Genomic DNA, 15,725 nt, shown 5'->3' with positions numbered 1-15,725 from the left:
AGGCCTGACAACCACAGGTGCATTGATACACCTGTGGTCTATTCGTCAGAATACCGCATCCTCCGGAGAGGCCTTGTGCACGCTACTGAAGCTGTATGTCAGTGTGTTACTTTTTTCATCAAGCCCGATACTTACAGAGCCACCATTCGTTAGTGAACCAAATAGCAACTCGTTTGCTAATGGTTTTTTCAGGTTATCCTGAATGGTGCGAGCCATAGGTCGGGCACCCATCGCTTTATCATAACCTTTTTCACATAACCAACGGCGAGCCGCCGCGCTAACTTCAATTGATACGCCTTTCTCATCAAGTTGAACTTGTAATTCCACAATGAACTTATCAACAACTTGCGTAATAATTTCCGGAGTTAATGAGTTAAACCAAATGATACCATCAAGGCGGTTGCGAAACTCTGGTGAGAATGCCTTTTTGATTTCTGACATCGCATCAGTACTATTATCTTGCTCAGCAAAACCAATAGAACGACGCTGAGTTTCTTGTACCCCTGCGTTGGTTGTCATTACCACAACAACATTTCGAAAATCTGCTTTACGCCCGTTGTTATCCGTTAAAGTACCGTGGTCCATTACCTGTAAGAGGATATTAAACACATCAGGATGGGCTTTTTCGATTTCATCTAACAGCACCACTGAGTGAGGATGTTTAATAACTGCATCAGTCAGTAAACCGCCTTGATCAAAGCCGACATAGCCAGGAGGAGCCCCAATTAAACGACTAACAGTATGACGCTCCATATACTCGGACATATCAAAACGTAATAATTTAATATCCAGCGCTTTGGCTAACTGAACAGTGACCTCCGTTTTACCCACCCCCGTCGGACCTGCAAACAAGAAAGAACCCACCGGTTTATTTTCTAACCCTAAACCTGCCCGATTCATTTTAATTGCCTCAGACAACGAATCTATCGCTTTGTCTTGCCCAAACACTAACATTTTCAAACGAGAGTCGAGTGTCTTGAGTTTGTCTTTATCACTTGAAGAAACGGTTTTTTCAGGAATGCGGGCGATACGCGCCACAACAGTTTCAATTTCGGGTACACCAATGGTTTTTTTACGCTTACTTGGTGCAACCAATCGCGTTCGGGCACCAGCTTCATCGATCACATCAATGGCTTTATCAGGCAAATGTCTATCAGTGATATATTTAATAGATAAATCCACCGCGGCTTGAATTGCCTTTGCGGTATACCGAACATCATGATGCGCTTCATATTTAGGCTTTAACCCATTGATGATGCGAATTGTTTCTTCTGGAGTTGGTTCCACAATATCAATTTTCTGGAAACGACGCGCCAATGCTCTGTCTTTCTCAAAAATACTGCCAAATTCTTGATATGTTGTAGAACCAATAACACGAATTCGGCCACTGGATAGCAACGGTTTAATTAAATTTGCCGCGTCAACTTGCCCACCAGAGGCCGCCCCTGCACCGATGATAGTGTGTATTTCATCGATAAATAAAATACTCTTCGGATCTTTTTCCAGCATTTTTAATAATGCTTTGAAGCGTTTCTCAAAGTCACCACGGTATTTAGTTCCCGCCAGTAATGAGCCAATATCTAATGAATAAATTGTGCAGCCTTTCATTACGTCAGGAACATCATCTTGCTCAATACGCCATGCTAGCCCTTCCGCAATCGCGGTTTTACCGACACCTGACTCGCCAACTAATAGTGGGTTATTTTTACGACGGCGACACAGTACTTGAATGGTACGCTCTAATTCAGCCTGACGTCCAACTAGAGGGTCGATATTCCCTTTCTTGGCCTGCTGGTTCAAGTTGGTCGTAAAGTTGTCCATATGGTCTTCTGGGACCGGCTGCTCTTCATTTTGCATGCTATTAGAGGGGATATCTTGTTCTGATGGCGACTCTTCGCCTTTTATCGTGCCATGGGATATATAATTAACCACATCTAAACGGCTAACATCATGTTTACGTAATAAGTACGCAGCTTGGGATTCTTGCTCACTAAAAATTGCGACTAATACATTTGCGCCGCTAACTTCGTTACGCCCAGATGATTGCACATGAAAAACGGCGCGCTGTAATACACGCTGAAAACTCAACGTAGGCTGGGTGTCTCTGCTATCATTTTCGGGTAACAAAGGTGTCGTTTGCGCGATGAAGTGTTCAAGTTCTTGACGTAATGCAACAAGATCAACCTTACAAGCATCTAAAGCTTCGCGAGCAGAGATATTACTCAGTAGCGCTAGCAATAGGTGCTCTACAGTCATAAACTCATGGCGGCTGTCTTTCGCTTTCGTAAAAGCTACGTTTAAACTAAGCTCCAGTTCTTGATTGAGCATAAGCACCTCCCAAAATTGATATTAAGCCAAATTAGACTTTCTCTATAGTGCAAAGCAAAGGGTACTCATGTTCACGAGCAAAAGTATTGACTTGTGCCGCTTTTGTTTCAGCAACCTCTGCAGTAAAAATTCCACAAACTCCCTTTCCTTGAATATGGACATCTAACATTATCTGTGTAGCGCGTTCTTCATCAAAAGAAAAGTATTTTTGTAACACTTCGACAACAAAATCCATCGGAGTGTAATCGTCATTATTTAATAGCACCTTATACATCGAAGGTGGCTGTAAGGTTTGTTCTATTTCATCTTTAAAAATGACATCAGTTTTAAATGTGCCCAGAAAATCACTCATTACTTTCTTGCTCAGTGTTTAACTTCAATTTAAGCATAGTCTTTATTATCAACGATTTCTATCAATCATATTGATAACACCACAAAACTATACCATTTCGTAACCATGCTGTTTTTGTTTATATTGCTTCAAGTCACAGTGTACCATGGGAATCACCTTTGCTTCCATGGTTAGCAATCTGTGAGCCACATCAAATATTATAGAAAATGAGCGCTATTGATTAGCGAATTCTTAACACTTTCCACTAATTCCTGTACCTCGCCTCTTGACCTTAGAAGGCAATTTATTACAGTATATTTTACGAACAAATAACATCGTACTTATACTTATTTTGTGTGTTTTTTATACATTGCTTTAAACGCAAATATTGGTAAATCTGAAGGATGAAATATGGAGACGGGTATCGTTAAGTGGTTCAATAACGCAAAAGGCTTTGGTTTTATTTGCCCGGCTGATGGCGGAGAAGATATTTTTGCTCATTATTCCTGTATTCAAATGGACGGTTACAGGACACTAAAAGCTGGCCAGAAAGTTCAATTTAGTGTGACTATTGGCCCAAAAGGTAATCATGCAGACCTCATTGTTCCTATTAACACTGAGGATGTCCCAGACAACATTACCGAATTAAATCAATAGCTCAGCAATAGAGCACAGTTAATTATTTTAGTAATACTGACAACACTAATAATTAACTGTGACTATTTATCAATTAATCACTTCTTTACTGCACCATTGCCCGCGGTTTGCAGGTGCGACATATCACCATATAGTGACGTTAATAAATCATACTGTTCAACATCATAAAACGCACATTGCTTTCCTGTGAATGCTTTAGCCACTTCTATCATAAATTTCACTGTCGCTGCAATGTCAACCTCATGGCTAGCCCCTGTAGAACAACCAGGCACCACCGTTTCTGAGCAGATAGCGACGCCAACCACAGGCGCAGATGTAGATACTGCAGGTTGTAATATACTGTTGATATGATGCAGGCCATTACCATATGGCGTGATATCTTGAATTGACAACGGGAATGTCACCGCTTTTTGGCCACTGCTCCACTCCATCAAACGGATTAAATCCTCTGATACAGGTAAAATATAGCCATTTTTTACCGTTGGAGACAGCGCATACCCTTTATGATTGAGTAAACGATTTCCCTTTGTGGTATCTACAGACAAAATAGCATCCGCTTCAGGGATAGCTTCATGTTGATTCATCGTGGCATCTTCAAGGGGGGAGTCCATGAAATCAACAGGTGTATGCGGACGTGTTGGCGCATTGGGGCAAATATGTGTCGTGATCACGACATCGCCGAGTAGCCGATCGCCCTTTTCATGCATTTGTGCCAGTTTAAGCGCTGCTGCAAGTGCGGCAATCGCACCGTCTGCATCAGAGACAACACCAATTCGAGAAGGCCTAGCACCAATTCCGCCTAACCGCCCGATGATCCCCAGCGTTGGCGCATCTTTATGGTGTGATTTACCTTGTGTTCCTGGAATAAGAATACGAACAAAATCGCTTTGCCCTTTGTTATCCTTAACCGTTTTAGACATGACTTCAATGTGTGGGAAATCTTGGAACAATGCAACAATGTCTTCACCTTTAACACTAGCGCAATCGATTAGCTCATATAGGCAAAGAGTTTGTTTTAGACTCATTGTACTTCCTTTAATTTTTTTTATGGGAGTGAAGAGCTACTTTGAGGTTAACTTGCATAAAATAGCGAGTTAACCTCATTTCGCTCTAGATGGAGCCTCACGTAATTGAGGTTCCACTTTTCCTGATGAAGGCGTATTCACGCACTTAAAATACTAACAATATAAATATTTATAATTTACTGATTACTTCTACTACCTACTTCTTACTACTGATTGCTTTTATGACACGAAATAAGTTCATGACTTATTTATGCTTTTTTGCAACCAATATGGGTCACCCACCATACAACCAAGATAAGCGGCTTTATGGCAAAGACTCTTGGATAACAGCGCCATAACCTCATCATTCATTTGCGTCGCAGGCAAACTTAAACACAAGGCATATAACGTATTTTGCGCTGGGTCGAACACCGTGCTAGATATGGAAGCGACTCCAGCAACGGATTCATCCATCGAAAATTCCCAGCCGCGCTCAGCCACTAAATCCAAACGCTCAACTAATTTACCGCGCTCTTCTTTGGGTTCACGGTCAATAATTTTTGACCGCTCATTTAGCGGTAACCTTGCTAATAATGCACGCCCCGTTGACGTTCCCAGTATAGGTAAACGTGTCCCCGGTTGAGTAATCACTTGCAACATGCTATTGCCAAAGCGTGCATGAACGACACGAACCATATCATCGTCAAGTGCTGACACATAACTGGTAAAACCGCTATCTTTCGCAAGTTCATCAAGCGCTTCAAGCATCATATCGATTAACGGATTCATTCCCCTAGCTCGATGCGCTAATTCCATAATCAGCAAACCTGGCCGATATATCGGTGCATTGTTTTTCTTTTCTAGCAACCCAAGCTCTGCCATTTGCTTTAAAAGGCGGGAAGCCGAGCTTTTAGGCATACCTAATTCATTAACCAACGTTGTCACAGTCAGCTCATTTCCAGAACGCAGGAACAGTTGGTAAACGTCAACAACGCTAGATAAAATACTCATGACCCTAAACCTTGGGTTAATACACTGTAGCTTTGTGGCTTTCTATCTCTCAGATAAGGCACTTTTAAGCGGGTATGGGCTTGGTTTAAAAAATCAACCTCACCAATTAATAGCGCCTCACCCTCACAGCTGGCTTCACAAAGTACTTGGCCGCGAGGACCTAAAACCTTACTACCACCAAATAAATGCAAATCTTCTTCATGACCCCAACGGTTCACTGCAAGTAAGTGAGTTCCATTTTCTAATGCACGACATGCACTGTTAATATCCCAAACATCTCGGTCTTGAACACACCAAGCTGAAGGAGCTAATAACAATTCGGCACCTTGTAATGTTAAAATTCGTGCGACTTCGGGAAAGCCCATGTCATAACAAATCATGATACCGATTTTACCAATCGGTGTTTCAAACACAGGGAAACTATCACCGCGTCCAAACCACTGTTTTTCTAGCCCAAAAGCATGAACTTTACGAAAAACACCACTGATCCCCTCACATCCAGGGTTCCAAACACCGACAGAGTTATATATATCGCCTAAATATTCACCGCGCTCAACAAAACCGCTCACAATAGTGATATTTAGACGAGTAGCAAGCTCGCTAAATAGCGTATAAGTTTCACTTCCGATAGAATCACTTAAATCCCACAACTTAGTGGTCAGTAAGTCGCCACGGTAACCTGTTGTCGCCAGTTCAGGAAAACAGATCAATTTTGCTCCTGAATCCGCGGCTTGTTGGCACAACTGTGCCATTCGTTGCAAGTTATTGGTTTTATTGCCTAGTTCTGAATCAAACTGAGCCAGAGCAACTTTAACTTTTGTACCTGACATTGTTTAATCCTTAATCTAAATGAGAGACTTTGCGAAAGTGTACCGTTTCAACACCTTTCGCTTTCGCCTGCCAACGCATGCCTATCCAATAGGCTACTGCACCAGTAATCAAAGAGTTAAGCGCAGGGATACCATAGTCAGCGTGCAATGGACCTAATTCCGAAGTTCCCCATCCAACAACTACGGCAATCACCCACACAACTAAGGTAACAGGGTTATATGCTTCACAGCTTGGTGGTAATATGCCTTGCTCTCGAGTGATATCTAATTCTTTGCGATCACGCTTCAATAAATAATAGTCAACAACCATAATCCCTGCGACAGGCGGGATGGCTATTCCTAAGTAAATTAAGAAACCAATAAAGTTATCTAAGATCCCTAACATTGAAGCAATTGTGCCGAAGATACCAATCACCCACGTTAAATAGCGGCGGTCAAAGCGCTTATTGAAGATGGCATTTAGCAGTGTTGAAAAACCTAAAGATGACGAATACAGATTGATGTCATTCATTTTTATTGTCGAGAAGATAACAATCGATGCACCTAATAGGCCAGTCAGTGCCATCATTAAATCAAATACTTGGCTTGTACGTAATGATAATGCCATTAGTACCGCTATCATATTGACCAGTAGCTCACCAAAAAATGTGCCGATGAGAGTCATCCAAAACACATCTTTAGGCCCTTTCATAAAGCGGCTGATATCGGGTGTTGTTACTGCTGCAATAATAAAACCACCAGCAACCATTGTGATGGCCGCAGGCATAGTCATTAATGGCCCGGCGGGTTCAGTGTCATTGATAAGTGTACCAATATCTTGACCTGATAATAAATTATATGTCGCCCAGCCTAACGCGAATAAAAATAGCGGCGTTGAGATATTGGCAGTAATAGATAAAAATCGATACCCATATACTGTTATAACCGTCACCGCAATACCTGTAATAAGTGACCAAGTCCCTGGTGTTAGCACATTAGTCGCTTTATACATTCCATCCGCAAAGAAACCATTTTGGACGCCAAACCAGCCCATTAAGGAGATAGCAATCGCGCCACCAATGAGAGCTGAGCCTAACTTACCAAAACCCGCCCACCGAGACAGTAGGCTGATCGACATTCCTTCACGGCACGCAGCCGCTCCAAGCCCCCAGCTGACAACCTGTAAAATTACAGAGCCAAGCATTGTTGCCCAAAACGCCTGCCAAAAAGTTAACCCATACCCAAGAGCTGCACCTAACATCACTTGTGAAACACAAGCTAGCGCACCAATTCGTAGAATTAACACTTCATAGAACGGTCTACGAGCACTTTGGGGTACTCGAGCCAAAGAATAATCTTCACCTGCTTTATTCGCCATATCGCACCTGCTGTGTGGTTGTCTTTGCTTAGTTTTTACTGGCTTTATTATAAGTTCCATTATATGGAACTAGGTTTCATTTATTCTACAAGGCAAATGATATCCATGATCGATACCAATTCGCAAGCAGAATTTATCTTTTCAGATAGTTTTTTATTATGAAATATTTTGAGAAACGAGGGAATATATAGATTGAAAAAAATATTATCAGGAAATGAAGGAGTTAAAAATAACGCATTTAATTAGCAGAATTTATTTGAGGAACTCGGTTCCAATAAATGAGACTATTCTTGAGCAGATATCTCTTTCACGTTAGCATTTAATGCCTTCTATATATCTTCTGCACCAAACCCTGTGATGCAGAAGATACACAGTAATTATTTAGGTTATAAATGATTAGGTTATAAATGATTAGGTTATAAATGATTAAGCTATAAACTATTCCCTCGCTAATGCGTCAATTGGGTTTAAGCGAGCCGCATTTCGCGCAGGTAAAAAGCCAAAAATAATACCAATGGCTGTTGAACAAACAAAGGCACTGATTAACGCCACAGGATCAAAAGAAAAAGTCCAGCCCGGTAGCGCCATTTGAGCCAATAAACTAATTCCATACGATAAGCCGATTCCCATCAGGCCGCCCATTAAACATACCAGTACGGCTTCGATGAGAAATTGCTGCATCACATCGCTGGTTCTAGCCCCTACCGCCATACGAATACCAATTTCTCGTGTCCTTTCTGTCACAGAAACCAGCATAATATTCATCACACCAATACCCCCGACTACTAATGAAATGACAGCCACTAGTGTGAGGAATAACTGCATAGTTTGGGTTGTTTTCTCCGCCGTTTTAATAAAGGTATCTAGGTTATAGGTAAAAATATCTTTCTTACCATGACGCAATGTCAATAAGCGGATTAGTTGCTGCTCCGCTGTTTTAGCATCATAGCCCTCTTTAACCCGCACAGTGATACTGTCGTAGTATGGCCGGTTAAGCACTTTACTATTTACCGTGGTGTCTGGTAACCAAATGGATAATGACTTATTCGAACCAAAAGCCGATTTTTTTTCTTCAAGTACACCGATGACCGTTGCTGGCATATTACCAATAAGTAAAGTTTCGCCAATAACATGCTCTTGCTTAGGAAAAAAGCGGCGCTTGGTGTTAGCATCAATGACCACCACTTGAGCTCGTCTGTCCGCCATATCTTGAGTAAACCCCATTCCTTCTGAGAACTTCCAAGCATAAACATTAAAATAATCACGCCCAACACCTGAAAGTTGAGCTGATGCATCTAAATTGCCTTTCCTTAACCGAGTTGAGCTGTTCAACTCTCCAGAGACAGCGTGGACATAAGGCTGCTTAGCAATCGCGTCAATATCCAAAGATTTTAATGATTGCCTATTTTCTGCATCGTCACTCCCGAAATCTTTCCCGGGATAGATAGAAATGGTATTGGTTCCGATCGATTTAATATCATTGAGTACCATGCCCTGCGCCGCATCGCCAATCACCATAATTGAAACCACAGAGGCAATACCAATAATAATCCCAAGCATCGTTAGCAGCGTGCGCATTTTATTGACAACCATGGCACGCCAAGCCATCAGTAATGCCTCACTAAATCGGCCATGCATTTGATTTAATGTGAGTTTCCTTGCGGGGGCTTTTGGTAATGAATTTGCACGTATCGAGGCTTTACTCCCCGAATCTTTCAAAATTTCGCCATCTTTAATTTCTACGATACGTTCCGCTTGCTGAGCAATTTCGGGATCATGAGTAACAATAATCACTGTATGCCCTTGGGCACAAAGGCCTTTTAAAATACTCATGACCTCTTCCCCCGAATGGCTATCCAGCGCTCCTGTTGGCTCATCCGCAAGAATTATCTGCCCGCCATTCATTAGGGCGCGAGCAATACTCACGCGCTGTTGTTGCCCGCCAGACAACTGACTTGGACGATATTCAATTCGCTCTCCAAGCCCTAAACGCTGTAATAGTTGGGCGGCTCGTTCACGACGTTGGTTTTTACCCGCTCCTGCATATACCGCAGGTACCTCAACATTTTGCTCCGCACTTAAATGGCTTAATAAATGGTAGCGTTGAAAAATAAAACCGAAATGTTCTCGACGCAATTCTGCCAATTGGTCGTTATCTAATGTTGCAACACTTTGGCCATCAATACAGTAATTCCCTTCTGTTGGTTTATCTAAGCACCCAATAATATTCATGAGTGTGGATTTACCTGAACCAGAAGCACCTATAATCGCTACCATCTCACCTGCATTAATTTGCAGTGAGACATTTTTTAAGACCGTAACTTGGTTTTCACCTTCCCCATAGCGGCGAGTGATCCCTTGAAGATCAATTAACGCAGCCATAGTTAGTATTCCGCCTCGTTGTGCCCAATGACCACTTTGTCACCTTCATTTAGGCCTTTGGTAATTTCCACATACACATCGTTTCGACCACCAATTTCAACTTGTTTTTTCTCGACTTTATTGCCTTGCAGAATATCCACTTCATAGGTTTGTGGTGAAATTTCATTACCTAATGCAGATAGTGGTAGCAATAGCACATTCTTACGTGAATCTAATTCAATCGTAACCTGAGCGGTCATTTGTAATTTCAACAAATGTTGCGGGTTAGGCACCTCAAAACGCGCATAATAGAAAATGGCATCATTAATTTTTTCAGGAGTTGGCAAAATATCCTTTAATTGCCCAGCAAATTTTTTATCTGGAGCCCCTAGAACAGTGAAAGAAGCATCTTGACCGGGTTCCAAATAAATTACGTCGGCTTCAGAAACTTCGGCTTTCACTAGCATCGTGTCCAAATCCGCAAGCGTTAAAATTGTTGGTGCTTCTTGGGCAGCAATAACCGTCTGTCCCTGTAGTGTTTTAATAAAGGTGACAATACCATCCATTGGTGCCGTAATTTGCGTATATTTTAGATTTGTTTTTGCCGAATCTAGAGTGGCTTGGTTACGCTTAATTTGAGCTTGATAAGTGGCGACTTGCGCTTTTTTTACTTCCACATCGGTTTTAGCTTTATCAAGTTCTTGTTGAGAAACTGCTTGCTGTTTTGCTAGGCTTAAATGACGCTGATAAGTCACTTGGGCAAGACGCAGCTCGGCTTGAGCTAATGATAAATTGGCTTCGAGCTCACGTGTTGTTGCCTCAGACTCAATAACATCATTTTGAGCTTTTTTCGGGTCAATAACCGCTAATAAGTCACCTTTTTTAACATAATCACCCTCTTTGACATACAGCGTTTGCAGCTGCCCACTCACCTGAGCGCCCACATCGACTTTACGTACGGCATCAAGTTTCCCCGTTGCCAGTACTTGTTTATCTAAATTGCCTCGAGTGACATCTACGGTTTGAAAAACCTCGGCTTCCTCACGATTAAAAAGAAACCCAGCGGTGATTAGGGCAACAATAATGATTGCCAAATAAATCGGCCACTTTTTCTTAGGCTTTGCCTTCATGTTTACTTGCTTCCTATGAACAAAAAGAGGGCTTTGCCCTCTAAGATCGCTGACAACGTGTAAAAAGGAGGTTCCAATTAGTTGTCAGCTAAAAACTAATGATCAAATTATATATCACTTAAGTTATCAATTGATTCAACATGTGATAAACCTGAAAGAACCATTTCTTAATAATCAATCAACAACAAGTAATATTTCTCGATATCACGATTAATTTGCTTTCCCCCTTGCCAACCATGCCACGCGAGAAAACATACTTTTCAATTGCAGCGGAATGCTGTCTGGCCCTAATTCTGCGGCTCTATTTACAGTAGCTAGCGCTAAATCTGGTTTCGATGTACGAGAAATCGCCTTAATAATTACACGTCTGGTTGAAACCTTCGCATTATCTGGAATATCCGCAATTTCATGATAAAGGCTTCTAAACCCTTCACGATATAGGAAATGTTCCATATCTGGTGCGGGGAGCATCGTTAACCTATCTCTATCTGAAGAGTTAATTTTGTTGGCATAATGAGTCGCTGTTGCTGCATACTTGCGCCCCGCCTCATCACCATCGGTTAAAACATGCCATTCAATACCCATTTTATTGGCAAACTTCAGCAATGGTTTCAAACCACTTTGTGCAAATGCAATAACTTTTATTCCTTCAGTTTCAAAGTAATAGTTACACTGGCGCGAAAATTCATTCATCAACCAAATTTCCGTTTCCCCTTCCACTAATAACCAGCAGCGAGCAAACAGCGCTGATGGACGATTAAAGCGAATATGGAAAGAAATTTTACGTAATTCTTCAGCACTTAAATCATTTTCACTCAATCGATAAGCTGAAACTTTATTGGTATTGCGCACCAAACGACACAAATCTTCCAGAGGTGCTAATGAAAGCAACTCCCCTGAGTTCGTCGTGGTAATCCGCTGTAGAGAAAATAGGCTAAATAACCCCCATGCGATGGAGAGCATAATCGGGTGTAAGCGCGTTTCTGGATCTTCAACGATAATCAATGGCCGTGCATGTTTATCTAACTGAATATTACCTTTTGATTGTAATAACGAAGAAAACATTCCTAAGATAATTAATCGAATATTGCGTTGGTTTGGTTTTGCGATTAAACGGCTAATATTATCAAGTGCTTTCCACCCGCGCTTGCGCGGTTCTATATTGACAATTGAGTTATCCAGTTTTATAAGATGTGCGCTCTGCCCTGAAAAATAATGACTGAGCAGCTGTTGCATTGCATCAATACCATCACCAAGGTCCTCATCACTTAAACATTCAGGATTATTAACCAATGCATGGGTTAATTCTTTAATGCGGACGTTGAACAAATCACGTAAATCTTTTTGGCCTGTAACAATAGTTTCAGTGTTAAGTGTATGCAAAAAGCGGGCATCTCGCAGGCGAATAACCGGATACAATCTAATAATTTCTTTAATGTATTTACCTACATTATCCAAAGAAAGTTTATTACCACCTGAGTTCAAAAAGTTTTTATCTACAACAATCGTGTCATCATCTCTCAGCTCTGCACTAACACGATAGAAAATATGTTTAAGGCCATCTCCGTTATCGACCCAAACAGAGTTAAGATTATGAAAACGATATGATTGATGACGTCCTTTTCGGCGTTCACAAAATTTTAGAACAATCTGTAATGAGCGGTAACGCGATTCATCGTTCCCTGCTGGGTGATGAAAGTCATGAAGGCTGAATTGGTAATCTGTATGCTCAGGGGAAAGAAGAAGGTCAAGTGCGTCCAGTAAACTTGATTTTCCCCAAGAATTCTCACCGACTAAAACCGTACTATTATTCAGTTCTAAAGAAAGCCGGTTAATTCCTCTAAATCCGTATATTTCCACACGTTCCAGGTACATATTACTCTCCTTGGAAGATTTTTAATTCACCCTCAATATTATTAGTTTTCATTACATACCGGGTGATTCCGTCAATGAAACAGGCTAAAAGATACTATTTAGAGCTTACCGATTAAGCGCCTTTATTACTATAAATATGTAAGCAAAATAAAAATACTTATAACAAAACAGCGAACTGTGTTGAGCATCTAATTACAGTGTTATAAAATAGTAAAACTTTCATTTTTAGTGTTTTTGACCTATTTTTCTTTCTTTAGCCAATAAAAAAATTTTATAACAATAAGTTCTTTTAGCACAGGGCGCTAAATCAGGTTTATGCTTCGATAACCTAAATAAAAAAGATAAGCATAACCCTTTGTTTACATTAACCTAGTCGATGGGATAACCTCTAAGGAAACGGCCATGTATTCAGGACTCTTAATTATTCTTCTACCGTTAACACTCGGTTATCTTATTCCAATTAAAAATAAACGTATTCTCCATCGAGTTCATCAATCCCTGAATTCAATGGTATATGTTATTTTATTTTTAATGGGAATTACCCTCGCACTGCTTGAAAACTTAAGCGTTCACTTATTTTCTATTTTAATTTATGCAGTTACCTTTTTTGGTTGCATATTTTCATTGAATGTAATCTCATTGTTATTGCTCGATAGATTTGATCCATGGAGAATTCCGCAACATAAACAAGAAAAGCCACCTTCACGAATCAAAATGGTTCTCGAATCCTTACAGTTATGCGGCGTGCTACTGCTCGGATTTGCCGTTGGCTTGACGCATTTTGACTTTCTACACTATGCCGATAGAGGTAGCCAAGTGGCGTTAATGCTATTGCTATTACTTGTCGGTATCCAGCTACGCAATAGTGGCATGAGCATCAAGCAAATTTTAATCAACCGCCGTGGTACCACCATCGCGTTTGTCATGGCAATCAGTGCGTTAGCTGGTGGCGCGTTAGCTGCATTTTTACTCGATCTTCCGGTGAAAATGGGGCTAGCGCTGGCTTCTGGCTTTGGCTGGTACTCATTAACAGGCATCGTACTTACCGATGCATATGGCCCAGTCATGGGAAGTGCGGCTTTTTTCAATGACTTAGCAAGGGAACTTGCTGCCATCATGCTCATTCCTATTATTATCAACCGTTACCGCTCAACGGCTCTTGGCATTTGCGGTTCAACATCAATGGATTTTACATTACCTGTTTTACAACGCAGCGGTGGAGTTTCAATTGTCCCTGCCGCCATAGTTCACGGCTTCGTACTTAGTCTAATTACGCCAATTCTTATGGCCTTCTTTACATAGGTAAAATTTCAGTCACAATAGCCGTTAATTTGCGTGAAACAGGAAATTAACATGACAGATAAACAACGTGTTTTAGTGTTGGGCGCTAGTGGCTATATTGGTCAGAATTTGATCCCTAAACTCATTGAGCAAGGATATGACGTAACAGCAGGTGCTCGCCGTGTTGATTGGATGCTATCTCAAGGCTGGCAAGATACCCAATGCATTTATGTGGATCTTCACGACCCCGAAACATTAAAAGGTGTCATGGAAGGCATCGATATTGTTTATTTCCTCGTTCATAGCATGGCTGACCAAGCCAATTTAGTCGAACGTGAGCGCGCAGCCGCTCGCAATGTGCAACAAGCCCTTGAAGGCTCAAGCGTTAAACATGTTATCTATCTCAGCGCATTACAACACGGGCATACCTATTCACCACACCTAATAGCACGGCGTTTAACCGGTGATATTTTACGTGAAAGCCAAGTCCCGGTTACTGAAATTCGTTCATCAATTATCGTTGGCTCTGGTTCTGCCGCATTCGAAATTATGCGCGATATGGTCTACAACTTAGCGATTTTAACGCCACCACGCTGGGTTCGCTCTAAGTCGTCACCTATCGCTCTGTCGAATATTTTGTATTATTTAACGCAACTGGCAAAAATACCAACAACCGAGAACCGAATTTTCGATGCGGGTGGCCCTGAGTTTATTAGCTACCAAGAACTATTTAAACGCTTTATTAAAGTCAGTGGTAAACGGCGTTTACTTATTCCCATTCCGATCCCCATCAGTATGATCTCTGTGCATTTCATCAGTTTGATCACCTCTGTGCCACCGTCAATTGCTAAGGAGCTAATCCAAGGCTTGCAGCACGACCTCCCGGCAGATGATAAAGCGTTACGAGAACTGATCCCACAAACCTTAATTTCTTTTGATGATGCTGTTAGAACCACTTTAGCTGAAGAAGCCGATGCCGTTGATAACGCAGATTGGGGTTATGACCCAGAAGTCAGAAAACGTTGGCGTCCTGGTTATGGCTATTACCCAAAACAAGCGGGAGCAACCCTTGGAACAACGGCCAGTTCAGAATCGCTCTGGTATACAGTGCAACAGATTGGCGGAAAAAACGGCTACTTCTATGCCAATGGTCTGTGGAAAACCCGCGCCATCATGGATGATATGATGTTGAATAAAGTGAAATATGGCCGCCCCGATCGTGAACAGCTCCAACTCGGTGATGAGATTGACGGCTGGCGCGTGATTAATCTTGAGCCTAATAAACAACTTAGCTTGTTATTTGGTATGAAAGCACCAGGACTTGGCCGCCTAACTTTTACTATTCATGATAGCGGAAACCGCCGTTCAATCGATGTTCGAGCATGGTGGCACCCTGCTGGCTTTTGCGGTCTACTCTATTGGTTTGCCATGATGCCTGCACATTTATTTATTTTTAAAGGCATGGCAAAACGCATCAGTGAGCTAGCTTATGAGCGGGATAAACAACTCGCTAAACAACAGCAAGCAGAGCAACTGACCGTTAAATCAGAATAAATTTAG

General features: G+C 41.6%; 12 protein-coding genes. 3 read left to right on the top strand and 9 right to left on the bottom strand.

Going from position 1 to position 15,725, the window contains the following annotated elements; genetic code table 11:
• Positions 1-45: 45 nt before the first annotated feature.
• Together clpA and clpS are read right to left on the bottom strand one after the other, a co-directional pair.
• Positions 46-2,328, bottom strand: a complete 2,283-nt coding sequence (gene clpA / locus PR683_RS00660; RefSeq protein ID WP_109911024.1) for an ATP-dependent Clp protease ATP-binding subunit ClpA — start codon at positions 2,326-2,328, stop codon at positions 46-48.
• A gap of 31 nt (positions 2,329-2,359) precedes the next feature.
• Positions 2,360-2,680, bottom strand: a complete 321-nt coding sequence (gene clpS / locus PR683_RS00655; RefSeq protein WP_004256357.1) for an ATP-dependent Clp protease adapter ClpS — start codon at positions 2,678-2,680, stop codon at positions 2,360-2,362.
• Between the two features lie 390 nt (positions 2,681-3,070).
• Here clpS and cspD point away from each other — a divergent pair, with 390 nt between their 5' ends.
• A complete protein-coding gene (cspD, locus tag PR683_RS00650; RefSeq protein WP_004909408.1) occupies positions 3,071-3,316 on the top strand; it encodes a cold shock domain-containing protein CspD in 246 nt (81 codons plus the stop codon).
• 77 nt (positions 3,317-3,393) lie between these two features.
• On the opposite strand, the gene PR683_RS00645 is transcribed toward cspD, so the two are convergent.
• The 7 genes from PR683_RS00645 to PR683_RS00615 all read right to left on the bottom strand — a co-directional run bounded on the left by PR683_RS00645 (position 3,394) and on the right by PR683_RS00615 (position 12,884).
• Positions 3,394-4,341, bottom strand: coding sequence for a DUF1177 domain-containing protein (locus tag PR683_RS00645; protein ID WP_004909405.1), 948 nt, complete (start codon positions 4,339-4,341; stop codon positions 3,394-3,396).
• 237 nt (positions 4,342-4,578) lie between these two features.
• Entirely contained in the window at positions 4,579-5,331 is a 753-nt protein-coding gene (locus PR683_RS00640; RefSeq protein WP_109911022.1) for an IclR family transcriptional regulator, read from the bottom strand.
• Positions 5,328-6,161, bottom strand: a complete 834-nt coding sequence (locus PR683_RS00635) for a nitrilase-related carbon-nitrogen hydrolase (protein ID WP_109911021.1) — start codon at positions 6,159-6,161, stop codon at positions 5,328-5,330. The genes PR683_RS00640 and PR683_RS00635 overlap by 4 nt, the downstream gene beginning before the upstream one ends.
• 10 nt (positions 6,162-6,171) lie before the next feature.
• Positions 6,172-7,518, bottom strand: coding sequence for a purine-cytosine permease family protein (locus tag PR683_RS00630; protein WP_196718694.1), 1,347 nt, complete (start codon positions 7,516-7,518; stop codon positions 6,172-6,174).
• 438 nt (positions 7,519-7,956) lie between these two features.
• Entirely contained in the window at positions 7,957-9,900 is a 1,944-nt protein-coding gene (macB, locus tag PR683_RS00625; protein ID WP_272581618.1) for a macrolide ABC transporter ATP-binding protein/permease MacB, read from the bottom strand.
• A gap of 2 nt (positions 9,901-9,902) precedes the next feature.
• Positions 9,903-11,009, bottom strand: a complete 1,107-nt coding sequence (gene macA, locus PR683_RS00620) for a macrolide transporter subunit MacA (RefSeq protein ID WP_109911019.1) — start codon at positions 11,007-11,009, stop codon at positions 9,903-9,905.
• Between the two features lie 210 nt (positions 11,010-11,219).
• Positions 11,220-12,884, bottom strand: a complete 1,665-nt coding sequence (locus PR683_RS00615; RefSeq protein ID WP_109911018.1) for an ATP-dependent nuclease — start codon at positions 12,882-12,884, stop codon at positions 11,220-11,222.
• 402 nt (positions 12,885-13,286) lie between these two features.
• Between PR683_RS00615 and PR683_RS00610 the strand changes: the two genes are divergently transcribed.
• Together PR683_RS00610 and PR683_RS00605 are read left to right on the top strand one after the other, a co-directional pair.
• Positions 13,287-14,186, top strand: coding sequence for a lysine exporter LysO family protein (locus PR683_RS00610; RefSeq protein WP_117162158.1), 900 nt, complete (start codon positions 13,287-13,289; stop codon positions 14,184-14,186).
• A gap of 51 nt (positions 14,187-14,237) precedes the next feature.
• Positions 14,238-15,719 (top strand): DUF2867 domain-containing protein, encoded by a 1,482-nt coding sequence (locus PR683_RS00605; RefSeq protein WP_004909389.1) that lies wholly within the window; start codon positions 14,238-14,240, stop codon positions 15,717-15,719.
• Positions 15,720-15,725: the final 6 nt, after the last annotated feature.

This window comes from Providencia sp. PROV269 (assembly GCF_028477785.1).
GTDB lineage: Bacteria > Pseudomonadota > Gammaproteobacteria > Enterobacterales > Enterobacteriaceae > Providencia > Providencia rettgeri.
Note: the sequence above shows the minus strand (reverse complement) of the source record. Positions and strands in the feature narration are given on the sequence as shown.